The sequence below is a fragment of the Brevibacterium sp. CCUG 69071 genome, assembly GCF_021023135.1.
Lineage (GTDB): Bacteria > Actinomycetota > Actinomycetes > Actinomycetales > Brevibacteriaceae > Brevibacterium.
In genome coordinates this window covers 183,544-207,658 of record NZ_PGFV01000001.1, presented here as the reverse complement: position 1 = coordinate 207,658, position 24,115 = coordinate 183,544, and the positions used below count along the sequence as shown (strand labels likewise).

Below are 24,115 nucleotides of genomic sequence, written 5' to 3'. Positions count from 1 at the left end.
TGGTGACATGGAAGACTATCCTGCCGAGTGGGAAGCCGATGTCGTCCTTCGCGACGGCGGCACCGCCCATCTTCGCCCGATCGTTCCCGCCGACGCCGAGGCCCTGGCCCGGATGCATGAGGCGCAGTCCCCGGAGTCCGTCTACCTGCGCTTCTTCGCTCCCCTGCCTCGGCTGCCCAAGCGCGACCTCGACCGCTTCGTCAACGTCGATCACCATGATCGGGTCGCCCTGATCATGCTCATCGGCGACGACATCATCGGCGTCGGTCGCTTCGACAAGATCTCGGCCACGTCCGCCGAGGTGGCCTTCAACATCGCCGATGCCCACCAGGGGCGCGGCATCGGCTCCATCCTCCTCGAGCATCTCGCCGCGGCGGCCCGTGAGGCGGGCATCCGCAGATTCACCGCCGAGGTGCTCCCCCAGAATCGTTCGATGCTCCAGGTCTTCCAGGCCGCCGGCTACGAGGTGGACCGCGGCTTCGACGACGGCGTGGTGGCCGTGAACTTCGACATCGATCCCACCGCGCGCTCGATCGCGGTCCAGGCCTCACGGGAGCACAGGGCCGAGGCCCTGAGTGTGCGCACGGTCCTCCACCCCACCTCGGTGGTGGTCATCGGCGCCAGCCGCAAACGCAACTCCACGGGCAACCTCCTCATCCGCAACATCACCGGCGCGAAATTCACCGGGGATCTGTGGGTGGTCCACCCCGAGGCGGACCAGATCGCCGGAGTCAGGGCCTATCGGACGCTCGGTGATCTGCCAGGGAAGGCCGATCTCGCCGTCATCGCGGTGCCCGCAGAATCGGCCACCGAGGTGGTCCAGGAGTGCGCCGCGCACGGGGTCAAGGCCGTCCTCGTCATCTCCTCGGGATTCGCCGAGACCGGCGCCGAGGGTGCCGAGCTGCAACGGCAGATGGTGTCCACGGCCCGCGCCTACGGCATGCGGGTGGTCGGCCCGAACTCCTTCGGCCTCGTCAACGACTCGGCCGACGTCTCTCTCAACGCCTCCCTCGCCCCCTTCCTGCCGGCCTCGGGGACCCTCGGTCTGTTCAGCCAGTCCGGGGCCCTGGGAACCGCGCTGCTGGCGGCGGCGAAGAGCCGGGGGCTGGGGATCTCGACCTTCGTCTCGGCGGGCAACCGTGCCGATCTCTCGGGCAATGACGTCCTCCAGTACTGGGAGGAGGATCCGGACACGGAGACGATCGGGCTCTACCTCGAATCGATCGGCAATCCCCGCAAGTTCTCCCGCATCGCCCGCCGCGTCTCCCGGGTCAAACCGGTCATCGTCATCAAGTCCGATCTCACCGGTCGGGAGCTGCCGCCTGGACACATCGTGCGCACCTCCTCCTTGGCCCCGAATACGCTCGATCAGGTCCTCGAGCAGGCGGGAGTCATCCGCGCCGACACCATCCATCAGCTCTTCGACCTCGCTCAGGTCTTCTCCACCCAGCCGCTTCCCGCGGGCCGCCGAGTCGGGGTGATCGGGAACTCGGCGGCGCTGGCGACTCTGGTCATCCAGCGTTCGCGCTCGGAAGGCCTGCACGTCGAATCCGAACCGGTGTCCCTGCACCCGGAGGTCGATGCGGAGACCTTCCGGACGGAGCTGACCGCGATGTATGCCAGATACGACATCGACTCCGTCGTCGTCACCTTCACTCCTTCCGCCGGCGCCGAGGAGTCGGAGATCGCCGCCCACCTCGCCGAGACGGCGGCGCAGTCGAAGAAGACCACGGTCGCCTGCTTCCTCGGCATCCAGGGTGTCAAGGACGAACTGACGACCCACCTCACCGACGACGGCGGCTCCCGGGTCTCCCACACCGTGCCCAGCTATGTGGGCCCGGAGGACGCGGTGTGGGCGCTGGCCAGGACCACCGACTATGCCCGCTGGCGGGCCGCCGATCACGGCAACTACCTCGAACTCGACGACCTCGATGACAAAGGCGTGCGGGCGATCATCGACTCGGCCCTCGCCGAGGCTCGTCCGGGTGTGCCGCTGCGCCTCGATCGCTCCGATACGCGTGCGCTGCTCTCGTGCTATGGGATCGAGGTCCTGCCCTACATCACGGCCTCCACGGTCGACGAGGGACTGGACGCGGCGGAGGAGATCGGCTATCCCGTGGCGCTCAAGGCTGTGACGAATGTGCTTCGCCACCGCATGGAGCTCGGCGGAGTGCGCCTGAACATCGACACTCCCGAGGAGCTGATCGAGGACTTCACCGCGGTCCAGCGGATCATCACACAGGTGATCGGCGAATCCGAGGCGCTCGTCGACGTGCAGGCGATGGCGCCCCACGGGGTGCCCTGCGTGATTCGCGCCGGCGAGGACACCCTGTTGGGACCGCTCCTGTCCTTCTCATTGGCCGGCGACACGACCGAGCTGCTCGGGGATGTGGCCCATCGGGTGGCCCCGCTGACCGACCGGGACGCCGGGGAGATGATCAGATCCATCAAGGCCTCCCCCCGGCTCTTCGGCTATCGCGGTCTGCCGCAGATGAACATCGCCCCTCTGGCCAGGGTGCTCGAGCGACTGTCGATCCTCGTCGAGCGGCACCCGCAGATCCTCGAACTCGTCATCCACCCGATGGTCGCCACGGAGGACGAAGGGCATGTGCTCAGCGCGCGGATCGACCTGCTCGCCCACACCACCCGGATCGATTCGACGCGTCGACTGCTCAGCTGAAGCGCGGGTTGCGGAGGTTTCGCCGAAGCGTGGAATCCGGAGCGTGTCCGACGGCAATCGTCGTCTGACCATGAGAAGGTGAAGGAGAAGAGTGTTCGGGGGACGAAGGTGCAACCCATTCAGTGGGAACCGACTGGCAGTTTGGCGAGTCTTATACCAATTCCTCCCCAATCCAGGTAGTGTCTGTATCCGTTCAGCACGAAACGTTATGAATTCGTGCTCCAGTGTATGGTCGCGCAGCGGCCATCGTCTGTGGCCAGCTTCTGGCCATCCACAGTCCGAAGGCACCTCGACCGCAGGTGTCCCATGAGAGCGAGGCCTCAAAGTCATGATTTCGCGAAGAGATGTCGTCACGGATTCCGCGATCGCCGTGGTCGCCGAGCAGGGCGTCCGTGGTCTCACCCACAGGGCCGTCGACGCCCTGGCCGAACTCCCAGTGGGTTCGACCTCCAACGTCTATCGCACCCGCGACGCCCTGATCACCGGAATCATGGAGCGCATCGGTGAGCTCAACAGTCAGCAGCTCGAGCGCATGCCCGATCTCCTCCGTACCTCGGGCAAGACCTCGCAGGAGATCGCTGTTGACTTCTGCATGAATTGGCTGACCACGGACCGCAACCGGTTCTACACCATGGTCATGCTCAGCCTCGATCCTGCCCTCCCCTCCGAGGCCGTCGAGGCCAAAGAGAAGAACATCCACGGGATCCAGGACTTCGTCATGCGCTTCGCGGAGGTCGACGCCGATCTCGCCCGTCGCATCAACAGCTCGATGCTGGGCATGATGGTCACCGAGCTGATCGCCGGCACCGCCGATCGCGACCACGTCGCCACGTACATGGCAGAGTTCCTGACCTGGAAGAACGGAACTCCCTACACCCCCTGATCCCTTTCGTGCCGGGCATTCTCGGCACGACACGAATACCGGCTCGGGCTCGGTTAAACCGTAGAACTCAAATCGAACGCTAGAATCGTCAGGTGTCATCCGTCGCCGCGGCAGACCGCCTCGGCGCCGGACGACAACCGAATCGAACAATTCGTGCGTCAAAGGAGTTCCATGCCCGAAGGCAGAGTCATCGATGTCGACGTCTCCTCAGAGATGGAGAGTTCGTACCTCGAGTATGCGTATTCGGTCATCTACTCCCGCGCCCTGCCCGATGCCCGCGACGGCCTCAAGCCCGTGCAGCGCCGGATCGTCTATCAGATGGGCGATATGGGTCTGCGGCCCGACCGCGGGCATGTCAAGTCCTCGCGCATCGTCGGCGATGTCATGGGCAAGCTGCACCCGCACGGCGATTCGGCGATCTACGACGCACTGGTGCGCCTGAGCCAGGACTTCATCATGCGGGTCCCCCTCGTCGACGGCCACGGCAACTTCGGTTCCCTCGACGACGGCCCGGCGGCTCCGCGTTACACCGAGGCCAGGCTGACCACGGCATCGATGCAGATGATCGCGGGCCTCGACGAGGATGTCGTCGACTTCATCGGCAATTACGACAACACCCTGACCCAGCCGGAGGTGCTGCCCAGCGCCTTCCCGAATCTGCTCATCAACGGCGCCTCCGGCATCGCCGTGGGCATGGCCACGAATATGGCCCCGCACAATCCGGGTGAGGTCATCGCCGCCTGCGCGCACCTCATCCGCAATCCCGAGGCCGGCCTGGCCGAGCTCATGCGCTTCATCCCCGGCCCCGACCTGCCCACCGGCGGGCGCATCATCGGCCTCGACGGGGTCCGCGAGGCCTATGAGACCGGCCGCGGCACCTTCCGCACCAGGGCGACGGTCTCGATCGAGAATATCAACGCCCGCCGCAAGGGCATCGTCGTCACCGAGCTGCCCTACCTCGTGGGACCGGAGAAGGTCGTCTCCAAGGTCAAGGATGCCGTCGGCGCGAAGAAGCTGACGGGCATCGCCTCGATCGACGACTACTCCGACCGCAAGAACGGCATGCGCCTGGTCATCGGCGTCAAGAACGGGTTCAACCCGGAAGCGGTGCTCGCCGAGCTCTATCGGCAGACTCCTCTCGAGGAGTCCTTCGGCATCAACAACGTCTGCCTCGTCAAGGGCCAGCCGCGGACCCTCGGTCTGCGCGAGCTGCTCACCGTCTACCTCTCCCACCGCATCGATGTGGTCCGTCGCCGCACAGTCTTCCAGCTGCGCAAGGCCAAGGACAGGCTCCACCTCGTCGAGGGACTGCTCATCGCGATCCTCGACATCGACGAGGTCATCCAGCTCATCCGCTCCTCCGATGATGCCGCCACCGCGCGGACCCGGCTGATGGATGTCTTCGAGCTCTCCGAGGTGCAGGCGACCTACATCCTCGATCTGCAGCTGCGCCGGCTCACGAAGTTCTCCCGCCTCGAGCTCGAGGCCGAACGCGATGAGCTCCGCAAGCGCATCGAGTACCTCGAGTCGCTCCTCGCTGACGAGGCGAAGCTGCGCGAACTCGTCGCCGCCGAGCTCGAGGCCACCGCCGAGATCATCGGCACCCCGCGTCGGACCGTGCTCATCGAGGGCTCGATGAAGGAGCTGAGCGCGAAGGGCAAGAAGGCCCAGACCGATCTCAAGATCGCCGATTCTCCGTGCCGGGTGCTGCTCTCGACCTCCGGTCGGGTCGCTCGGACCTCGGATGCCTCCGTGCAGCAGCGCGGCGGGAAGCGGGCCAGCCACGATGCCCTGCGATCGGAGATCGTCACCACCACCCAGGGCAAGGTCGGAGCCGTGACCTCGACCGGCCGGGTCCACATGGTCGATGTCGTCGACCTGCCGGCGCTGCCGCCAGCCGCGGTGCGTCCGAACGTCGCCGGCGGGGTCAAGATCGCCGAGTACGCGGCACTGGAGAAGAACGAGAAGATCCTCGGTCTCATCGATCTCGACCGCGAGTTCGTCCTCGGCACCGCCGGCGGCGTCGTCAAACGCGTGTCGGTGTCGGCACGACCGAACAAGAACGAGTGGGAGGCGATCACCCTCAAGGGCAAGGACTCCGTGGTCGGTCTCGCTCAGCCGGAGGACATCGACGATTCCCTCGCCGTGTTCGTCACCTCCACCGCCCAGCTCCTGGCCTTCGACGCCTCCGGGCTGCGGGCGCAGGGATGGAACGCCTCGGGCGTCGCCGGCATCAAGCTCTCCGCAGAGGCGACGGCGATCTTCTTCGGAATGACGCCGAAGGCTGCGAAGACCGATGAGGACGGCGATGCCGATGCCGAGCTCGGCAACTTCGCAGTGGTCACAATCGCCAGCGGTGAGAACTTCTACGGTGCCCCGTCGTCCTCGATCAAGGTCAGCGACTTCTCCGAGTTCCCGACCAAAGGTCGAGCCACCTCGGGGGTGCGCGCCCACAAATTCCTCAAGGGCGAGACCGAGCTGTCCCTGGCCTGGGTCGGCGATTCTCCGCAGGCCGCCGCGGCCGCCGGTGGGGCGAGGTCCCTGCCGACCGAGATGTCCCGGCGCGACGGCTCCGGTTCGCCCCTGGAGTCGAAGATCGACGTCATCGGGACTCTCCCCCGCCTCGGCGGTGCGAAGTCCGAGCAGTTCGCCGAGGCGGCTGAGTCCGACGGTGAGAGCGCCGAGGCCGATGGCTCGGCCGAGGGATCACCGGGGAACGGATCGGCTCGCAAGGGCGCTCGCGCGTCAGCGTCGAAGCCGCGGCAGTCCGGTGGCTCGACTCAGGGTCTGGCGACGAGCTTCGATGAACTCGAGCTCGGTCTCGATGATTCTCAAGATCTCCAGGAGGCCAAGGACGAGATCGCACGCGCGAAGTTCGATACCGATGATGCGGTCATCGTCTCCCGCGATGACGATGATGAGGACGACGACTCCGCGCTGTTCTGATCGGGCGGGCGCTTGAGGGCGGGCGGGTACCCGCCCAGGACCGGGCGGGTGCTTGCAGGAGCGCTTCGCTGTGCTGAGTGCCTGTCTCAGCCGTCGCTGTCGTCGTCGTCGAGATCGAGCTGCATCTTCGCGGCGGTTCCGCGCTTCATCTCTCCGATCCCGGTCTCACCGAGGCCCTGCAGCGACAGCGATTCGCGCCGCTCGAAGACATAGGCGTCGGAGGCCGAGAGCACTCGCGCCGTGTCCTCGTCGGTGAAGATCGTGCCCGGATCGGCGACCGCGGTCAGACGTGCGGCGAGGTTGACGCTCGATCCGAAGATGTCTCCGAGGCGGGAGAGGACTCGGCCCCAGACGAATCCGACGCGGGCCTGCGGCAGATCCTCAGCCGCGCTGACCCGCTCCATCAGCGTCATGGCGATTTCGGCGCCGGCCATCGGGGTCGACGCGGCGAAGAACACCTCATCGCCGACCGTCTTGATAACGCGGCCGCCGCCGGTGGCGACGATGTTGTAGGCCATGCCTTGGAATTCTTGGACCATGTTCGCCAGCTGTCGCGGCTCCATCTTCTGCGACAGGCGGGTGTAGGAGACCAGGTCGATGAATCCGACCGCTCGGGCCAGGGGCATCGAGGAGTCGTACCAGCCTTGCCGGTTGTCCATGGCCAGACCGTCGGAGACGTTGACGTTGAGGCGGCCCATCACCTCGGCGAGGTTGCGGCGCCACGAATAGGTGAGCATCTTCTGCAGCGGGTCGACCATGTCCTCGACGACCTGCAGGGCGTCCCGCCGGGCCTCCGGATCGGTCAGGCCCTTCTCCTCGGTGAGGAATTCGACGAGGGTCTCCATCTGCCACACGACGAGGCGGTCGGTCGTCTGCCCGATCGCCCGGGCCAGTGAGAGCGCAGTGTCCTGATCGATGAGACCGTCGGCGACCGGTTTGGCCCACATCCGCAACGCGTGGGCATCGCTGACGGTGTAGGCCTTCTCCTTGCCGTCGGTCTGGGACATGCCCAGCGCCCGCCACATCTTCCGCGCCGAGACGGTGGAGATTCCGCCGAGTTTCGCCGCCTCACGACGGTCGAGGACGCGCTTGCCGTCGAGCAGGATCTCCTCGAGTCGTTCGGCCGCGGTGCGAGTCTCGTAGATCGTCTCGTCCTCGTCGTCGGTGTCCTCGTCGGCATCGTCGACCATCTGGAGTGCCGCGGTCCGCGGGTCTTCTCGCAGCCCTGCGGAGAAGGCCAGGTCCTGGGGCTCCTCCAGGTCGGGCTCGGCGGGCGACTCGGCATCGGTGTTCCCATCCGAGTCTTCGAGCACTCGAGCCAGATCGTCATCGCCGTGTTCGATCCCGGCGATCGAGGAACTCGACGAGGTGGCCGTCGGTGCGGGAGCAGAAGTCGGTGGGGTCGAGGCAGAGTTCGTCGGGGCCGGTTCAGAGCGAGTCTGGTTCGGCTCAGTGGTGGCCGAGGACGGCTCCGGGTTGGTCGGGGACGGATCAGTAGGTGTCGGGGGCGGCCCCGCGTTGGTCGGGGGCGGATCAGTAGGTGTCGGGGGCGGCCCCGCGTTGGTCGGGGGCGGCCCCGCGTTGGTCGGGGGCGAGACATCCGCCGAAGAAGTCGGGCTCGGCTCCGGGGCAGTTGTGCTCACCGCCGTCGGGGTCGGTTCCGGTGAGCTCGGGGTCGACGTCGGCTCGCCGGGACTCGGCTCATCCGGACTCGGTTCGGGGGCACCGGACGCATGGTCGGCCGCGAGCTGGTGGGTGATGACGGGCATCGCTCGGGTCGCAGTCTCCGGAGGTTCGGCGCTGTGGCCGCTGCGCGCGTGCTCTCCATACGAGCCCACCTCGGCGGTGCCGAGTGCTTCGTCGGGCACGGTGTCGAACCCGGAGGTGAAGTCGGAGACCCTCGTCATCGACGCCCCCCGCTGCGGTCGCCGGCGACACTACGGTCGGCCGGGGCCGCCGGGCGCAGGTGGTGGACGTCGCCGGCGCTGACGGCGGTCTTGTCATCGATGATCAGGTCGCCTCCGGGGTTGAGTCCGGTGGCGAGGCCGAGGAGGTCGGAACCGTCGGGCAGCTCGACCCTCACTCGGGTTCCGAGTGTCACCATGTTCGCACGCACCTTCTCGGCCGCGGCACTGGTGCTGAAGTCGTCAGCGTCATTCTCGACAAGCTCCCCATAAGCAGGAATCAGTGTGCTCAGGATCGAGATTAACAAGCGTTCATGATCAATTTCTGAAACGTCCATCCCAGTTTCCAGCGCGATCGAACTCGCGTCTTCACGGGGCAGATCGGCAGACTGCAGGCGAGTGTTGATGCCCATCCCCAGCACGATGTGCGGGCCGCTCGGCAGCGCCTCGACGCGGGCGAGGATTCCGCACAGCTTCTTGCCGTCTGCTGTGAGCACATCGTTGGGCCACTTGATCACGGCGGGCACCCCCACCTCGGCGAGGGCGGAGCGCACGGCCTCCCCCGCCAACAGCGGGATCCATCCCCAGGCGTCGAAGACCGCACTCGGTTTCAGCAGGATCGAGAAGGTCAGCGATCGGCGGGGCGGAACGGTCCAGGTCCGGCCCAGACGACCGTGTCCGGCGTTCTGGAAGTCGGTGCCGCGGATGGTGAACTCGGCGATGGGCTCGTCGCCGTCAGATGACTCTCGGACCAGCCCGGCCAATTCGTCATTCGTCGACGTGCAGGCATCGTCCCAGATCAGGGGTGGGAGATCGATTCCGCGTTCGGCCGCGGCCACGCGAACGGAGGCGGCGTCGACGAGCAGAGAATTGTGTTGGCTGTTCACCAGTCCACTCTAGATTCTTTTGGCGAGAGTGCACAATGATGGACCGTCGCGTCGTTATTGTGGAGGTATGACGGAAACCCCACGGACAACAGCCGAGCGCATCGACGCTCTCATCCAGCGCCGGGACGCGGCCCACACCGGCAACGAGCGCCTGGTGGAGAACCAGCACAAGCGCGGCAAGCAGACCGCCCGCGAACGCATCGATCAGCTCCTCGACGACGATTCCTTCCAGGAGATCGACGAGTTCGCCCGTCACCACAACCACCAGTTCGGCATGGAGAACAACCGCCCCGACGGCGACGGCGTGGTGTGCGGTCTCGGCACGATCGAGGGTCGCACCGTGGCCGTGTTCGCTCACGATTTCACGGTGCTCGGCGGATCCCTCGCCGAGGCGAACGGACGCAAGATTGTCAAGGTCCAGAAGCTCGCGCTCAAGCTCGGGTGCCCGATCATCGGGATCAACGACTCGGGCGGCGCCCGCATCCAGGAAGGCGTCGGATCGATCGCGCTGTTCGCAGAGATCTTCCGACTCAACGTCGCGTCCTCCGGAGTGATCCCGCAGATCTCGCTGATCATGGGGCCCTCGGCCGGTGGCGCCGTCTACTCCCCTGCCCTGACCGATGTGACGATCATGGTCGATCAGATCAGCCACATGTACATCACGGGACCCGACGTCATCAAGACCGTGACCGGGGAGAACGTCGGTCATGAGGACCTCGGCGGCGGACGGACGAACAACACCGTCTCCGGCAACGCCCATTACCTGGCCAGCGACGAGGAGGACGCTCTCAACTACACGCGCGACCTGCTCTCCTTCCTGCCGCAGAACAATCTCGACCCGGCCGATGCCGATGAGTTCGAGTCGGATCTCAGCGTGTCTCCCGAGGACGAGGCGCTCGATGCGCTCATGCCGGATTCGCCCTCACAGCCCTATGACATCCTCGACGTGGTCACCACGATCCTCGACGATGCCGAGTTCCTGCAGGTCTCCGAACTCTTCGCCCCGAACGTCGTCACCGGCTTCGGACGGGTCGAGGGAGTCACCGTCGGAGTCATCGCGAATCAGCCGATGCAGCTGGCAGGCACCCTCGACATCGATGCCTCGGAGAAGGCCGCCCGGTTCGTCCGCCTCTGCGATGCCTTCAACATCCCCATCCTCACCTTCGTCGACGTGCCCGGCTTCCTGCCCGGCACCGACCAGGAGTACGGAGGCATCATCCGCCGCGGCGCGAAGCTCATCTACGCCTACGGCGAGGCCACCGTCCCGCTCATCACGCTGATCACCCGCAAGGCCTACGGTGGTGCCTACTGCGTGATGGGTTCGAAGCAGCTCGGCGCCGACATCAACCTCGCCTGGCCGAGCGCGCAGATCGCCGTCATGGGCGCCCAGGGTGCGGCGAACATCGTCTACCGGCGCAAGCTCAAGGCCGCCGATGAAGCCGGTGAGGACGTCGATGCTCTCCGCGACGAGCTCATCCAGGATTACGAGGATGCTCTGCTCAACCCGTATCTCGCCGCTGAGGAGGGCTACATCGACGCGGTGATCAAGCCCAGCGAATCGCGGAACCGGATCGTGCGGGCGCTGCGGGCACTGAAGAACAAGCATGTGGACGCTCCCGCGCGCAAGCACGGTAACATCCCACTATGAGTCAGGCACAGCAGAACGTCCACGAGCCCGAGCCCGACGGCGGCACATCCGAGGCCGGCGATGTCGACCTCGGTGCCGCCTCGGCGGGTAGGGACGATGCCGACCTCGGCACCACCTCGGTGGACGGGGACGAAGCCGGCGCCGCCTCGGTCGGCGAGACGGTGAGCAGCCGTTCGCAGGTCCTCGCTCACGACGGCGAACCCGTCAGCGACGACATGGCAAGTGCTGCTGCTGTGGCCGCCGTGGTCGCGATCCGCCAGGTGGCCCGCGCCTACGCCGCCAATCAGGCAGCCGCGCTCGACCAGATGGAGACGAATAAGCACGGTCGCGCCGGCTTCAACGCCCCTCGGCGCAACGTCCGCAGGAAACTTCCGCAGACCTGGGATCAGCCCCTGGGCAGGTAGGTGTCCGATTCGCCGCACTCCTGTGCGCGTCCGGATGCCTCGAGCCACGGGCACCTGCCCCACTCTGCACAGGCCAGGACGCCTCAGTCCACGCGAAGCTCGAAAAAGTCGTCTCGTGCGACGACTTTTTCGAGCTTCGCGTGGACTGACAGGCAGGTGGCCCATCGGACCGTCGATTTTCGGCCGCCGCGATGATCGAGATGAGGCGGACCGGCCGTCGCGATGATCGAGGCGACGCCGACGCTCAGAAGCGGGCGCCGGTCCTGTGTTCGAACCAGCACCCGCCTCGCATTCCGACGGCCTACTTCAGTCGGTACTGATCCTTGTCCGGTCCCGAACCCGGGTCGGGATTCGAGTGGATCGTCGCCGTGTCGACATCGGACAGCGGCCGTTCGCCGTCGTCCACCGTGAGCGTGCTCATGCGCTGCCGACCCGCCGAGGCGGCCGCACCGTGCACACCGCCCTCACCGTCCTCGGCGCCGGCGCGGTCGACCTCACCGTAGGAATGCGCACCGCCGTCGACACCGGCATCGCCGTCGGCTCCACCGGTCCCGCGACCCATGTCATCGCCGTAGACGGCCTCTCCGCGGGCGACCATTCCGGCCACATCCGAGAGCTTGAGCTGCGGGAGGAACCAGGCGAGGACGAAGGCGATCGCGAAGACCGGCACCATGTACCAGAACGAGGGCGCCAGAGCATCGGCGTAGGCGTTGACCACGAGGTCGTGGATCGGTCCGGGCAGGCTCGACACGGACTCGGGGGTGAGCGAATCGGTCGACACGCCGCCTCCCCCGGCTGCGGCTCCGGCAGCGTCGGCAGGCATGGACTGCATCGCCTCGGCGACCTTGTCCGCGAGTCGCGAGGTGAAGATCGATCCGAACAGGGCGGTGCCCACGGATGCGCCGATCTCGCGGAAGTAGTTGTTCGTCGAGGTGGCCGTGCCGACCAGTTCGGGCGGCACCGAGTTCTGGATGACGAGGACGATGATCTGCATGACCAGTCCCAGACCGAAGCCCATCGTGAAGATCATGGCTCCGATGAGGACCATCGAGGTATCGGCCGTCAGCGTCGTCATCCAGGCCAAAGCGATCCCCGCGACCAAGGTGCCGATAAGGGGGTAGATCTTGTACTTGCCGGTCTTCGACACGATGATGCCCGAGACGATCGAGGTCAGCATGACTCCGGCCATCATCGGCAGCATGAGCAGCCCGGAACCGGTCACATCGGTGCCGGCGGCCATCTGCATGAAGGTCGGCAGGAACGCCATTGCGGAGAACATGCCCAGTCCCAGCAGCAGGCCGATCGACGTCGAGAGCACGAAGGTCGGGTTCTTGAACAGGTGGACCGGGATGATGGGGTTGCTGACCCTCGACTCGACGAAGACGAAGAGAAGGGCCGCGACGACGGTGCCGATGATGAGACCGATGATCGTCGGCGAGTTCCAGTCGTAGTCGTGGCCTCCCCAGCTGGTGACGAGGATCAGCTGCGAGGTGGCGGCCACCATGAGGACGATGCCGAGGATGTCGATCTTCTGATCCGACCTCTTGCTCGGGAGTTTGAGGGCGAAGAGTGCGATAAGGAAGGCGACGATGCCGATCGGCACGTTGATCCAGAAGCACCAGCGCCAGTCCATGTGCTGGGTGAAGAATCCGCCGAGCACGGGCCCGAGCACGCTCGAGATCGCGAACAGTCCGCCGAGCGGTCCCATGTACTTTCCGCGCTCACTGGCAGGGATGATATCGGCGATGATGGCCTGGGAGAGGATCATCAGACCGCCGCCGCCGAGTCCCTGGAAGCCGCGCCAGGCGATGAGCTCCCAGAAGTTCTGCGCCATGCCGGAGCCGAAGGAACCGACGACGAAGATGGCGATCGCGACGAGGAAGATTCCCTTCCGACCCCACATGTCGCCGAATTTGCCGTAGAGAGGCATGACGATCGTCATCGCCAGCAGATAGATCGTGACCAGCCATGCCTGATGTTCGACCCCGTCGAGCTCGCCGACGATCGTCGGCATGGCCGTCGACACGATCGTCTGGTCCAGGGTCGCCAGGAACATGGCGGCCATGAGCGCGGAGAAGATGAGAATGATGGTCCTCTTGGTCAGGACCAGGGGTGCCTTTTCGGCGACCGCAGGTGCTGCGCTCATGCGGATTCCTCCTTGAAGATGGATCTGAGTTCGGTGAAGAGTTCGTCGATGACGACGCCCGGGTCGCCCTCGACGCGGCGGAGGCGGATGAAGGTGGCTCTGATCGCCATCATCGCCAGCGCCGCAAGCGTCTCGGCCCGCGTGGACACAGGCTCTCCCTCGTCGGCGTGGCACTCGGACGCGGATTTCAGCGCCGAGGCGGCTCCCGGGTCGCGCTCGGCCGGAGCACCGACCGTGCCGTCGGCCGGAGCACCGAGCGTGTCCTCGGCCGGAGCACCGAGCGTATCCGTGCCTGCCGGGCGCCCGTCGAGGCGACGTTGGATCATTTCGCGGAACAGACGCTCGTTGTTGCCCATCCGCGACATCTGCACCTGCATGAGTGAGGGGTCCTGTTGGAGGATCCGGTGATACTGATGCATCTCCTCGCGCTTGTTCAGCCGCGTGCGCACCACGGAGGTGAGCAGGTGAGCGAGGTCGGCGATGAGTCGACCCTCGGGTCCGCCGGCTTCGAACTCGGCGATGGCGGGCTGATCCTCGTCGTCGAAGACGGTGTCGGCTCGGCCGAGGAGCGCCTCCTCCTTCGTCGAGTAGTAGTTGAAGAAGGTACGGCGAGAGACCCCGCAGCGATCGCAGATGTCTTCGATCGTGACGTTGTCGAAGCCCTTTTCGAGTGCGAGTTCGATCGCGGCGGTGCGCAGCGCCTGCTTGCGCTCGCGCTTCTTCCGCTCCCGCAGGCCTTCGGCGGGCTGCTCTTCTGGTGTGGACGACATGCCATCATTATTGCACTCGGTGCATTTTTGCCTCAAGTGCAATAATTGTGTTCTCAGGCACACTCAACCCGGAAGTCGGCCTTGCTCAGCGCCCGGACTCAGCCCCCGGGCCAGTACCCGAGCTCAGTACCCGAGTTTCGCGTTCGCGAGGACCGGAATCGCCTCGGCGGCCTTGTCGGCTCCGGCGAGGTCGAGGTCGACGACCTCGAGCGTCTCGTCGCCTTCGAGCTGCGCGAGCACGCGCCCGAAGGGGTCGGAGACGAGGCTGTGGCCGACTCCTGTCGGTCCGTTCTTCGGCACCTCCACCCCGGAGACCTCCGGATCGGCCTGACCGAGGGCGGCAAGAAACATATTCGAGTCCAGAGCCCGTGCCCGGGCCAGGATCTGCCACTGTTCGACCTTCCCGGCTCCGGCTCCCCAGGACGCCGAGACCACAGCAAGTCGGGCGCCGCGGCGACTCAGCTCGGCGAAGAGCTTGGGGAATCGGATGTCGTAGCAGATCGCCAGGCCGATCGGTTCCCCGTCGACGTCGATGACCGCGGGTTCGTCGCCCGGTTCGACGGTGTCGGATTCCTTGAACCCGAAGGCGTCGTAGAGGTGGATCTTCGCGTACTCGGTCCGAGTGCCCTCGGGCGAGTAGACGGCGAGAAGGTTGACCACCTTGTCCCCGACGACCGCGAACTCCCCGACGATGACGGTGATGTCCGCGGCCGCGGCCGTTTTGGATACCGCCGCCTGCCAGTCTTCGGTGTGCTCGGCGGCGATGCCGCGCAGCCCGGAGCCGAAGGCCGACATCGTGGCCTCGGGGAAGACGACGAAGCGAGCACCCGCCTCGGCGGCCCTGCGGGTATAGGACCGCAGCTTGGCGAGGTTGTCCGAAACGGTGGTCGTCGAATTGATCTGCGCGAGTGCGAACTTCATGGCTTCAGGCTATCGTCCCGGTGATCCAGGCGGAACCCTGCTCAGCCGAGGTACTCGGTTCCGGGGCGACCACCTCGGCGCCGGCCGTGGGTGATGAAGTAGACGACCATGGCCAGGACGACCAGTCCGGCGCAGAGCAGGAACATTCCGCTGCCTCCGGTCAGGGGCATGAGCGCGCCGAGGACGATCGGCCCGACCCCGGATCCCGCGTCGAGGAGGAGGAAGAACGACGAGGTGGCCACGGGCACCCGGGCCATGGTCACCGACTTCACGGTGATCGCCTGCATGCACGGCATGAGCGAACCGAAGCCGAGTCCGACGAAGACGCCGGCGAGGACGATCCCCGGGGTCGTCGGCCACAGCGCGAGGAGGAGATTGCCGATGACGTTGAAGACGAAGACCGGGTAGACGACGAAATTGTCCCCGAGGGTGTCCTGCAGTCGGCCGACGAAGAGCCTGGCGAAGAGGGAGGCCACGGCGAAGGCGACGAAGAACAGGGAGGCGGCCGCAGCGACCCCGTTGTCGGCGGCATAACCGGCGAGGAACACGAGCGCGGCGGCATAGGCGATGCCGGCGATGAGCATGATGAAGCCGATGCGCAGTCCGTCGCGGTCGACGAGCGTCGAGGGTTTGAGGTGCCATTTCGTGCGCCGCTGGTAGTCGCTGAGCTCCTGCTTGGGCAGGCTGATGATGATGCAGAGGACGAAGGCGATGAGCGACATGATCGCCGAGGCGACGAAGAGCATCGGATAGTCGTAATGACGGGGAATGACCACGCCGAGGTAGGGGCCCAATGCCGTGGACAGGGTCGTGGCGGTGCCGAAGTAGCCGGTGCCCTCACCTCGCCGGGAGGCCGGGATGACGCTCTGGATCGCGGTCATGATCGCCGTGTTGCCCGCACCGAAGGCGATGCCGTGGACGATGCGGACGACGAGGAGCAGGACGAGGCTGTCGGCGGCGAGGTAGGCCAGCGAAGCGAGAATCGAGACCGCCATGGTGATGACGAGCAGCTTCCGACGGCCGATGAAGTCGAGGTACTTCCCGGTGAGCACACGGGCGGCGACCGCACCGACGACGAACGCCGAGGAGGCGAAGCCGGCTGCCGCCTCGCCGGCGGAGAAGCGTGCCACGGCGTAACCGGCCATGGACGTCATGAGCAGGTAAAACACCATCGACATGGCCAGATTCAGGCAGATTCCGACGATGAAATCCTTCGTCCACAGCTGTGCGCGTGACACCGACGATCAGACTCTCTCTCCGTTGACTCCGAGGAACCCACTCATGCTATCGGCTCCGCGGAGACGACGATCTCCTGTCCACGATCGATGTGACTCAGCTCGCGATAAGATGGGTTCCATGACTCAGAAGAGAACTCCCTCAGCCATCGACGCCGTCGCCGAAGACTACGTCGACCGCTCACTCGCCCTCTCCCCGTCCCTGGCCCTCTACCTCGGCCTCGACGGTGCGAAGGGCTTCGACGACTACTCCCCCGCCGGACTCGCCGCGATCAACGAGCTGACCGTCGACACCCTCGAAAAGCTCGCCGAGGCGGAGAAGACTGCCGAGCTCGACGACATCGATCGCGTCACCGTCGACGCGATGCGCGACCGCCTCGGCGTCGACCGCGACTACTTCGAGGCCGGAATCAAACATGCCAGCCTCAACGTCATCGCCTCACCGCTGCAGGACATCCGCGATGCCTTCGACCTCATGCCCACAGAGACCACGGAGCATTGGGAGTCCATCGACACGACGCTCGCCGCGGTTCCGAACTCGGTCTCCGGGTACCGGGAGTCGCTGAGCCTGGCCAAGGAACGCGGCCGGGTCTCCGCCCGGATCCAGGTCGAGAAGGTCATCGAACAGGCCCGTGCGCTGGCCGAAGCGGGCAGCAACTTCGACACCCTGATCGCCGGTGCCGCCGAGGTGCCCGCGTCTCTGCGCGACCAGCTGGGCGGCCACGCCGAAGCGGCCCGCGCCTCCTTCGCCGAACTCGCCGACTTCCTCGCAAGCGAGCTGCTCCCGGCCGCTCCGGAGAACGAAGCCTGCGGTCGTGAGGCCTATGCCCTGTATTCGCGGGACTTCCTCGGCGCCGAGGTGGATTTCGACGAGACCTATGCCTGGGGACTCGAGGAGCTCGCCCGCATCGATGCGCAGCAGCGCCAGGTGGCCGAGAAGATCGCTCCGGGCAAGGACCTGTTCGAGGTCATGGCCCTTCTCAATAAGGACCCGGAACGGACCCTGCACGGTTCGGAAGCGCTGCGGGACTGGATGCAGACGGTCGCCGACGAGGCGATCACCGAGCTCGGCAAGTCCCACTTCGACATCCCCGAACCGGTGCGCACGATCGAATGCATGATCGCCCCGTCGGCGACCGGCGGCATCTACTACACGGGCCCGACCGATGACTTCTCCCGTCCGGGCCGGATGTGGTGGTCGGTGCCCGAGGGCGTCACCGAGTTCGCCACCTGGCAGGAGAAGACGACGGTCTACCACGAGGGGGTGCCCGGCCATCACCTGCAGGTCGGTCAGGCCACCTATGTCTCCGACACCCTCAATCGTTGGCGGCGGCTGATGTGCTGGGTGTCCGGGCACGGCGAGGGCTGGGCGCTGTATGCGGAGAAGCTCATGGCCGATCTCGGATTCATGGACGAACCCGGCGACTACCTCGGCATGCTCGACTCGCAGCGGCTGCGGGCGGCCAGGGTCGTCCTCGACATCGGCTTCCACCTCGGCCTCGAGGCTCCGGCCAGCCTCGGCGGTGGGATCTGGAACCGGGAGAAGGCCTGGCAGTTCCTCACCGACAACGTCGCCATGGACCGTTCCTTCCTCGCCTTCGAACTCGACCGCTACCTCGGGTGGCCGGGCCAGGCCCCGAGCTACAAGATCGGTCAGCGCCTGTGGGAGCAGTTCCGCGATGAGGCGAAGGCCGAAGCCGGTGCCGACTTCGATCTCAAGGCCTTCCACACGAAGGCCCTTAACCTCGGCTCGGTCGGCCTCGACACGCTCGGTCGGGCGATCAGGCGCTGAGCCCGAGGAGCCTGGCAGTCACCGCCGAGCCCGGCAATTACCGAGGTGACCCCGGGGCCCGGCACAGTCGGTGCCGGGTCACTCGCCGAGGTGGTCGCGTAGCGTCGACCCGGTGTAGTCGCGCCGGAAGCGGCCACGGTCCTGGAGGATCGGGACGACGAGATCGACCAAGTCCTCGAGGCTGCCCGGCAGTGCCGGCGGCATGAGGTTGAAGCCGTCGGCCGCTCCCCGGTCGATCCACCGCAGAATCTCATCGGCGATGTGCTCCGGAGTGCCGATGAAGGTGGCGTGTCCCCCACCGGTGGCGAGGTAGCCGAGAAGTTCGCGCACCGTCGGCCGGGTGGTCTCGATGATCCGCAGCACCGTGGCGTAGCGTCCCTGCGGACCGGTGAACTCCTCGAGTGGGGGCAGTTCCGGGACGGGACCGTCGAGGTCCCAGTCGGAGGTGTCCTGCCCGGTGAAGTAGGCCAGCTGGCGCAACGAGTCCGCGACGGGCAGCAGGTCGTTGAGTTCGGCCTGGAGCTCCCTGGCCCCTGCCTCGCTCGGTGCCACATAGGTGACGAGCCCGGGCATGACCGTGACCGAGTCGGGGTCGCGTCCGGCGGTCGCGGCACGGGCGAGGACGTCCTGCCTGTATTCGAGTGCCTGTTCGAAGTCCCAGGCGACCGCGTAGATGCCGTCGGCGAACCGGGCCGCCAGGTCCCGGCCCGGCGCGGAGGCGCCGGCTTGGAAGATCACCGGTCGGCCCTGCGGGGTCGAGGGGATGTTGAGCGGGACCTGCCACGCAGAAGTGATCGCCTGAGTGGTCGATCGACTGCAGTCGAGATTCGTCGACATAGTCACCGTCGCGATCGGCGAGGATCGCCTCGGCCGGCCACGAGTCCCAGAGCCTGAGCATCACCGAGGTGAATTCCTCGGCCCGAGCGTAGCGCTGCGCATGCGCGGGCAGTCCGTCCATGCCGTGGTTGCGTGCCTCGGCGTCGGTCGTCGAGGTCACGATGTTGACCCCGGCCCGGCCACCGGAGATGTGGTCGAGGCCGGCGAGGATCCGCGCCGCGTGGAACGAATCCCAGAAGCTCGCCGAGATCGTGCTCACCAGTCCGATATGCGCCGTCGCTCGGGACAGTGCGGTCAGGGTGGTCAGCGGTTCGAGAAGCCACCGCGGGCCGTTCGCCAGGCCCGGGACTCCGGCCGACTGTCCGTCGGCGAGGAAGAAGGCGTCGAACCGTCCGCGTTCGGCGATCCGAGCCAGTTCCTCCCAGTAGGTGATGTCGCCGAGGCGCTCGACCGTCGAATCCTCGGCCCGCCAGGCCGCCGAATGGTGTCCGCAGCCGTGGGCGAAAAGATTGAGATGGACCGGACGATGCGGCGTCGGGTCGTGGGGCGTCTGGTCGTGAGACATCAGTTCTTCACCAGTCCTCCGTCGACGACGAGATTCTGACCGGTGATCCCCCGCGACCAGGGTGAGGCGAAGATGAGTGCGGAGTCGGCGAATTCCTCCGGGGTGGTCACCCGCTGCAGCGGGGTGCCGGCGGCGATGCCGTCGAAGACCTCTGCGGGTGTCGCGGCGCTGGCGTCCGTGGTTCGCAGCAGTCCGCCGCTGAGCATGTTCACCCGCACCTGGCGGGGTCCGAGATCGGCGGCGAAGGTTCTCGTCAGCGACAGCAGCGCCGCCTTCGCCGCAGTGTAGTCGTGGTAGGGCACGACCGGGTTCTGGAACAGATTGGTGCCGATGTTGATGATCCGCCCCGACCCGGCTTGCGCGAACCCGGCCAATGCGATCTGGGAGGTATTCGTCGCCGCACCGACGGCTCCCTGAAACTGTGCCGTCAGCGCTTCGACGGTGATTTCCTCGGCATGGGGTCTGGCATCACCATTGAAGGAGAAGTCGATGAGGGCGTTGTTGACCACGGTGGTGATCGGGGCCCCGAAATGCTGGGCCGCCTCGGCGAAGAGGGCCTCGACCTGCGACCGGTCACGGACATCGGCACGGATTGCGACGGCCCGGTCGGGATGTGCGGCGGCGAGCTGTCTGGCGGAATCTTCGCTGGTGAGATAGTTGATGACGACCTTGGCGCCCTCGCGGAGGAAAGCCCTTGTAAGGCTGAGTCCGAGCCCGCGGGCGCCCCCGGTGATGAGGACGATCTGCTCAGCAATCGGCGGGTTGCTCGTGGTCTGGTCGGTGGTCTCGCTCATGTGCGTCTCCTTCTGCCCATGGCGAAGGAACACCGAACGGGTCGAGCCTCGGACAGCCGCCGAGGGGTCACCTCGGTGACGGTGCGCAGTCGATCCTGCGGACAATCCCTTCGCCGGTACTAACCGGATCAGGTTCGACGGGTGTTCTCTCAGCCCTCGCTTGGGGGCACCCCGTGTCACTGCCTGCGACCCTAGCACGAGCCTGCACCACCGCGCACCGCAATCTCGCGGTCGGATCCTGTCCGAATCAGCCGCCTTCGGTTCCCGTCCAAGCAGGGCCGACAATGAGAGAATGACCAGGTGAAGAACAATGACACTCCTCGCTCAGAGACAGTGCGGGTCACCGATGCCCTGCGCAATGAGATCATCGACGGAGTCAGGAATCCCGGAGACCGACTCGTCGAGAGGAACCTCGCGGCCGATCTCGGAGTCTCCCGCGTCCCGGTGCGCGAAGCGCTCAAACAGCTGGCCGCCGAGGGGCTGGTGACGAACAGACCCAACACCTGGTCGACGGTCCGCGACTTCTCCCCCAGCGACATCGCCGATCTCAACGAGGTGCGCACGGTCTTCGACACACTGTCCTTCGAACTCGCCGCGCAGCGCCACACCCGCGACGGACTCGCCCGCCTGGAGTCGACGATGCAGAAGGGGCAGGAGCTGTCTCGGGCCGGGGACGCCGTCGGCGCTCACCGCTGTGCCGCCGAGTTCCATGCGATCGTCACCGAGCTCTCGGGCAATCAGCTCCTCGTCGAAATCGGCGAGCTGCTCGATTCCCGCATGCGCTGGCAGCTGAGTCAGCATGACGACCTCGATTTCGTCGCCACCGAGCACGCCGAACTCTACGAAGCCATCGCCCGCCGGGACCAGAGCAGGGCCCGCGAGTTGGCGATTCGGCACCTGGGCACCAGCCAGGAGCAGCACGACAAGCACAAGGAGCGTCTGGCGAATTCGCCTGGCGGCGACGAGGCTGAGGAATCACCCGGCTCGAACTGAGTTCCGGGGCCGCGGCAAACTCAGAGCTCTTGCGCTGCGGGTACTTCAGTCCGCTTCATGCGCGGAGACGGCTGCGTTCTCACCCAGAGGCCAGCCGCGCATCTGCTTCGGCCTGGCCGGCGCATAGGTGCGCACCTTCGAGGTCGACAGGCCGAGGCCGACAAGTGATTCGGCGAGTCTGACTGCGGCCGTGACTCCGTCGACGACCGGGACCTGGCACCGGTCGACGATCGAGTTCGCGAGCTCTGCCATTCCCCCGCAGCCGAGAACGATGACCTCTGCACGATCACGCTCGACCGCCTCGGCGGCCTGCTCCGTGATCGCGGCGACGGCACGTTCGGGCTCGTTCTCCAACTCGAGCACGGCCATCCCGGAGGCCCGCACCGAGGCGCAGTGCGTGTGCAGTCCGGCCAGGAGCAGCCGATCCTCGATCAGCGGCACGGTGCGATCGAGGGTGGTCACGACCGAGAAGCGACGGCCGAGGAACATCGCCAGGCCCGCTCCCGCCTCGGTGATGTCGATGACCGGAACGTCGAGGAGTTCCTGCAGGCCTTCCCTGCCGTGCTCGCCGTAGCCGGCTTGGATCACGGCATCGAAGTCGCCTTGGTGCTTGAGCACGGCATCCATCACCCCGAGCGCGGCGAGATGGCTCTCGACGTTGCCCTCACAGGACTCGGCTCCGAACGTCGGGGTCACCCCGATGATCTCTGTGCCCGCCGAGGCGGCCGACCGGGCCGCTGCGGCGATGCCTTCGGTCATCGATTCGGTGGTGTTGACGTTGACGACGAGGATCTTCACTGAGGTCTCCTGGGGTGCGGATCGATTGAGATGCAGGGCGTTGTGTGGCCGGCGCGGCACGGCGCGTGGCGCAGAGCTGCATTGTGGGTGGCCGGTGTGGCACGTCGCGCGGCGCAGCGCTGCGCCGCATTGTGGGCGGGCGGTGCGCACGGCTCAGTGGGTCGTCGGCACCGCGATCTCTTCGCCGTCGACCTCACGGAAGGTGAAGTCGCGGCGGGCGATGAAGAAGTAGATGAGCGCCGCCAGGGCAGCCCCGCTGAACCAGGAGAACTCGGACAGGCCTGCGAAGGCCGGCACCAGGGCGAAGACCAGCGAGATCGCCGAGGCGGGAACGAAGGCCCCGATCGCCCGCCAGTTGACACCGTGGTGATAGAAGTACTCGCCGTCGTTCGCCTCGGTGTAGAGCTGCGGGACGTTGACCTTCGTCTTCCGGATCACCCAGTAGTCGACCATGATGATGCCGAACAGGGGGCCGAGCAGGGCGCCGAGTCCGCCGAGGAAGTAGACGATGACGACGGGTGAGTCATAGAGGTTCCACGGCAGGATGACGAAGCCGATGACGGCCGAGATGATCGCCGCCGAACGGAAGTTGAGGTGCCGCGGGAACAGGTTCGTCAGGGCATAGGTGGGAGCGACGAAGTTCGCCATGAGGTTGACCGCGACGGTGAGCACGAGCAGGGCCAGGGACGCCAGTGCCAGCAGGATCGGATTGCCGATGGCCTGGACGATGTCGGCCGGCGAGGAGATGACGGTGCCGTCGATCTCGTACTGGGCCCCGGCCAGGGAGATGACGACGAGGCCGAAGACGAGCATGTTGATGGGGATTCCCCAGAAGTTTCCGACGACGATCGAGCCCTTCTTCTTCGCAGCGCGGGTGAAGTCGGAGAAGTTGAGCACGAAGGTGCCGTAGATCGCCACCCACAGGGAGCCGCCGCCGAGGATGTGCATCCACATCGGCCATCCGCTCAGTGCATCGTCTCTCGACCAGGCGATGGAGAAGTCCACGCGGGCGAGCATCCAGATCGCCAGGGCGAGGAAGGTGACGAGAATGATGGGCCCGGCGATGGCCTCGTACTTGCGGATCATCTCCATGCCGTAGCTGACGATGATGACCTGGACGATCCAGAGCAGGGTGAAGGAGAACCAGCCGAGGCCGGAGAGTCCGAGGAATTCGGTGTCGGCCCAGGTCTGCAGGCCGGGCACCAGTGAGATGAGCAGAACGTTGAGCACGCTCGAGGCGAGGTATGTCTGGATGCCGAACCAGGCGATGGCGACGATTCCCCTCACCGAGGCGGCCAGCTGGGCACCGTGGATGCCGAAGGCGATCCGGCTCATCACCGGATAGGGCACGCCGGTCTTGTGCCCCATGAACCCGGAGAGGGTGAGCAGGAAGAAGAGGAGTGCCGCACCGACGAGGAGTGCGACGAGAATCTGCCACGCACCGAGCCCGAGTGCGAAGAGTCCGAGTGCGAACCCGTAGTTGCCCAGCGAATGGACGTCGTTGGCCCACAGGGTGAAGACGCTGTAGGCGGTCCAGCTGCGTCCTTCCTTCTGACTCGGGGCGAGGTCGGAATTGTAGAACCGGGGGCTGATGCGATGAGCAGCCAGCTGCTCTTGGCTCGGTCCCAGGCGCTGCGGCACGGACTCGTTCGTGATTTCGGCTTTCCTCATACGGCTCACTGCTCACATCCGAAGGGCAGACCGCTGGGATACCAAATTATCGCTCGCGGCTCTGCGACGCTGATTGCTGTCCGAGTCAGCGTAACCTGGCTCACATCGGGTTCGCAAGAGCGAGTTTCTCCGCATCCCACGGGCCGCACCGCCTCAGGACGGCTCGAGCAGATCACGCAGATCGAATAGGGCCCGTATCACCGCCTCATGACGGCATCCCTCATTTGGCATACCATTATTT

16 protein-coding genes, 1 pseudogene and 1 riboswitch are annotated in these 24,115 nt (G+C 66.1%); of the genes and pseudogenes, 7 read left to right on the top strand and 10 right to left on the bottom strand.

Going from position 1 to position 24,115, the window contains the following annotated elements; all coding sequences use genetic code 11:
- Positions 1–7: 7 nt before the first annotated feature.
- From CV023_RS00915 to CV023_RS00905, 3 genes are all read left to right on the top strand, one after another.
- Positions 8–2,680 (top strand): bifunctional acetate--CoA ligase family protein/GNAT family N-acetyltransferase, encoded by a 2,673-nt coding sequence (locus CV023_RS00915; RefSeq protein WP_230743592.1) that lies wholly within the window; start codon positions 8–10, stop codon positions 2,678–2,680.
- A gap of 328 nt (positions 2,681–3,008) precedes the next feature.
- The gene (locus CV023_RS00910; protein WP_230743591.1) at positions 3,009–3,563 is read left to right on the top strand and encodes a TetR/AcrR family transcriptional regulator; all 555 of its coding nucleotides are present in this window, start codon (positions 3,009–3,011) and stop codon (positions 3,561–3,563) included.
- A 171-nt stretch (positions 3,564–3,734) separates the two neighbouring features.
- The gene (locus tag CV023_RS00905; RefSeq protein ID WP_230743590.1) at positions 3,735–6,509 is read left to right on the top strand and encodes a DNA gyrase/topoisomerase IV subunit A; all 2,775 of its coding nucleotides are present in this window, start codon (positions 3,735–3,737) and stop codon (positions 6,507–6,509) included.
- An 86-nt stretch (positions 6,510–6,595) separates the two neighbouring features.
- On the opposite strand, the gene CV023_RS00900 is transcribed toward CV023_RS00905, so the two are convergent.
- Together CV023_RS00900 and CV023_RS00895 are read right to left on the bottom strand one after the other, a co-directional pair.
- Positions 6,596–8,416: an adenylate/guanylate cyclase domain-containing protein gene (locus tag CV023_RS00900; protein WP_230743589.1), complete on the bottom strand. Its 1,821-nt coding sequence runs from the start codon at positions 8,414–8,416 to the stop codon at positions 6,596–6,598.
- Complete coding sequence (locus tag CV023_RS00895; RefSeq protein ID WP_230743588.1) at positions 8,413–9,300, bottom strand: biotin--[acetyl-CoA-carboxylase] ligase; 888 nt, start codon at positions 9,298–9,300, stop codon at positions 8,413–8,415. The genes CV023_RS00900 and CV023_RS00895 overlap by 4 nt, the downstream gene beginning before the upstream one ends.
- A 67-nt stretch (positions 9,301–9,367) precedes the next feature.
- Here CV023_RS00895 and CV023_RS00890 point away from each other — a divergent pair, with 67 nt between their 5' ends.
- Together CV023_RS00890 and CV023_RS00885 are read left to right on the top strand one after the other, a co-directional pair.
- A complete protein-coding gene (locus CV023_RS00890) occupies positions 9,368–10,948 on the top strand; it encodes an acyl-CoA carboxylase subunit beta (protein ID WP_230743587.1) in 1,581 nt (526 codons plus the stop codon).
- Positions 10,945–11,352: a hypothetical protein gene (locus tag CV023_RS00885; RefSeq protein ID WP_230743586.1), complete on the top strand. Its 408-nt coding sequence runs from the start codon at positions 10,945–10,947 to the stop codon at positions 11,350–11,352. The genes CV023_RS00890 and CV023_RS00885 overlap by 4 nt, the downstream gene beginning before the upstream one ends.
- Positions 11,353–11,653: 301 nt before the next feature.
- On the opposite strand, the gene CV023_RS00880 is transcribed toward CV023_RS00885, so the two are convergent.
- From CV023_RS00880 to CV023_RS00865, 4 genes are all read right to left on the bottom strand, one after another.
- A complete protein-coding gene (locus tag CV023_RS00880; protein WP_230743585.1) occupies positions 11,654–13,498 on the bottom strand; it encodes an MDR family MFS transporter in 1,845 nt (614 codons plus the stop codon).
- Positions 13,495–14,268, bottom strand: coding sequence for a TetR/AcrR family transcriptional regulator (locus CV023_RS00875; protein WP_230743584.1), 774 nt, complete (start codon positions 14,266–14,268; stop codon positions 13,495–13,497). The genes CV023_RS00880 and CV023_RS00875 overlap by 4 nt, the downstream gene beginning before the upstream one ends.
- A gap of 123 nt (positions 14,269–14,391) precedes the next feature.
- A complete protein-coding gene (locus CV023_RS00870) occupies positions 14,392–15,189 on the bottom strand; it encodes a nitrilase-related carbon-nitrogen hydrolase (protein ID WP_230743583.1) in 798 nt (265 codons plus the stop codon).
- Between the two features lie 41 nt (positions 15,190–15,230).
- Entirely contained in the window at positions 15,231–16,427 is a 1,197-nt protein-coding gene (locus tag CV023_RS00865) for an MFS transporter (RefSeq protein ID WP_230743582.1), read from the bottom strand.
- A gap of 118 nt (positions 16,428–16,545) precedes the next feature.
- Between CV023_RS00865 and CV023_RS00860 the strand changes: the two genes are divergently transcribed.
- Positions 16,546–18,216, top strand: coding sequence for a DUF885 domain-containing protein (locus CV023_RS00860; RefSeq protein WP_230743581.1), 1,671 nt, complete (start codon positions 16,546–16,548; stop codon positions 18,214–18,216).
- Positions 18,217–18,294: 78 nt separating this feature from the next.
- On the opposite strand, the pseudogene CV023_RS00855 reads toward CV023_RS00860, so the two are convergent.
- Together CV023_RS00855 and CV023_RS00850 are read right to left on the bottom strand one after the other, a co-directional pair.
- A pseudogene (locus CV023_RS00855) lies at positions 18,295–19,618 on the bottom strand (LLM class flavin-dependent oxidoreductase).
- Positions 19,618–20,412 carry a 3-oxoacyl-ACP reductase gene (locus CV023_RS00850; RefSeq protein WP_230743580.1) on the bottom strand — a complete coding sequence of 265 codons (795 nt, stop codon included), beginning with the start codon at positions 20,410–20,412 and terminating at the stop codon, positions 19,618–19,620. Before CV023_RS00850 ends, CV023_RS00855 begins: the two are co-directional and overlap by 1 nt.
- 87 nt (positions 20,413–20,499) lie before the next feature.
- Positions 20,500–20,596: riboswitch (TPP riboswitch) on the bottom strand.
- A gap of 116 nt (positions 20,597–20,712) precedes the next feature.
- On the opposite strand from CV023_RS00850, the gene CV023_RS00845 reads away from it, so the two are divergent.
- The gene (locus CV023_RS00845) at positions 20,713–21,405 is read left to right on the top strand and encodes a GntR family transcriptional regulator (RefSeq protein ID WP_230743579.1); all 693 of its coding nucleotides are present in this window, start codon (positions 20,713–20,715) and stop codon (positions 21,403–21,405) included.
- A 45-nt stretch (positions 21,406–21,450) separates the two neighbouring features.
- Here the strand turns inward: CV023_RS00845 and CV023_RS00840 are convergent, their stop codons facing one another.
- Together CV023_RS00840 and CV023_RS00835 are read right to left on the bottom strand one after the other, a co-directional pair.
- Positions 21,451–22,203: an aspartate/glutamate racemase family protein gene (locus tag CV023_RS00840; protein WP_230743578.1), complete on the bottom strand. Its 753-nt coding sequence runs from the start codon at positions 22,201–22,203 to the stop codon at positions 21,451–21,453.
- Positions 22,204–22,356: 153 nt separating this feature from the next.
- Complete coding sequence (locus CV023_RS00835; protein WP_230743577.1) at positions 22,357–23,874, bottom strand: NCS1 family nucleobase:cation symporter-1; 1,518 nt, start codon at positions 23,872–23,874, stop codon at positions 22,357–22,359.
- Between the last annotated feature and the right edge of the window lie 241 nt (positions 23,875–24,115).

Excerpts from the sequence above, each read along its gene's own strand:
- CV023_RS00870 (WP_230743583.1), bottom strand. The coding sequence starts at position 15,189 with ATGAAGTTCGCACTCGCGCAGATCAATTCGACGACCACCGTTTCGGAC.
- CV023_RS00880 (WP_230743585.1), bottom strand. The coding sequence starts at position 13,498 with ATGAGCGCAGCACCTGCGGTCGCCGAAAAGGCACCCCTGGTCCTGACC.
- CV023_RS00905 (WP_230743590.1), top strand. The coding sequence starts at position 3,735 with ATGCCCGAAGGCAGAGTCATCGATGTCGACGTCTCCTCAGAGATGGAG.
- CV023_RS00835 (WP_230743577.1), bottom strand. The coding sequence starts at position 23,874 with ATGAGGAAAGCCGAAATCACGAACGAGTCCGTGCCGCAGCGCCTGGGA.
- CV023_RS00915 (WP_230743592.1), top strand. The coding sequence starts at position 8 with ATGGAAGACTATCCTGCCGAGTGGGAAGCCGATGTCGTCCTTCGCGAC.
- CV023_RS00850 (WP_230743580.1), bottom strand. The coding sequence starts at position 20,412 with ATGAGCGAGACCACCGACCAGACCACGAGCAACCCGCCGATTGCTGAG.
- CV023_RS00875 (WP_230743584.1), bottom strand. The coding sequence starts at position 14,268 with ATGTCGTCCACACCAGAAGAGCAGCCCGCCGAAGGCCTGCGGGAGCGG.
- CV023_RS00860 (WP_230743581.1), top strand. The coding sequence starts at position 16,546 with ATGACTCAGAAGAGAACTCCCTCAGCCATCGACGCCGTCGCCGAAGAC.
- CV023_RS00890 (WP_230743587.1), top strand. The coding sequence starts at position 9,368 with ATGACGGAAACCCCACGGACAACAGCCGAGCGCATCGACGCTCTCATC.
- CV023_RS00900 (WP_230743589.1), bottom strand. The coding sequence starts at position 8,416 with ATGACGAGGGTCTCCGACTTCACCTCCGGGTTCGACACCGTGCCCGAC.
- CV023_RS00885 (WP_230743586.1), top strand. The coding sequence starts at position 10,945 with ATGAGTCAGGCACAGCAGAACGTCCACGAGCCCGAGCCCGACGGCGGC.
- CV023_RS00910 (WP_230743591.1), top strand. The coding sequence starts at position 3,009 with ATGATTTCGCGAAGAGATGTCGTCACGGATTCCGCGATCGCCGTGGTC.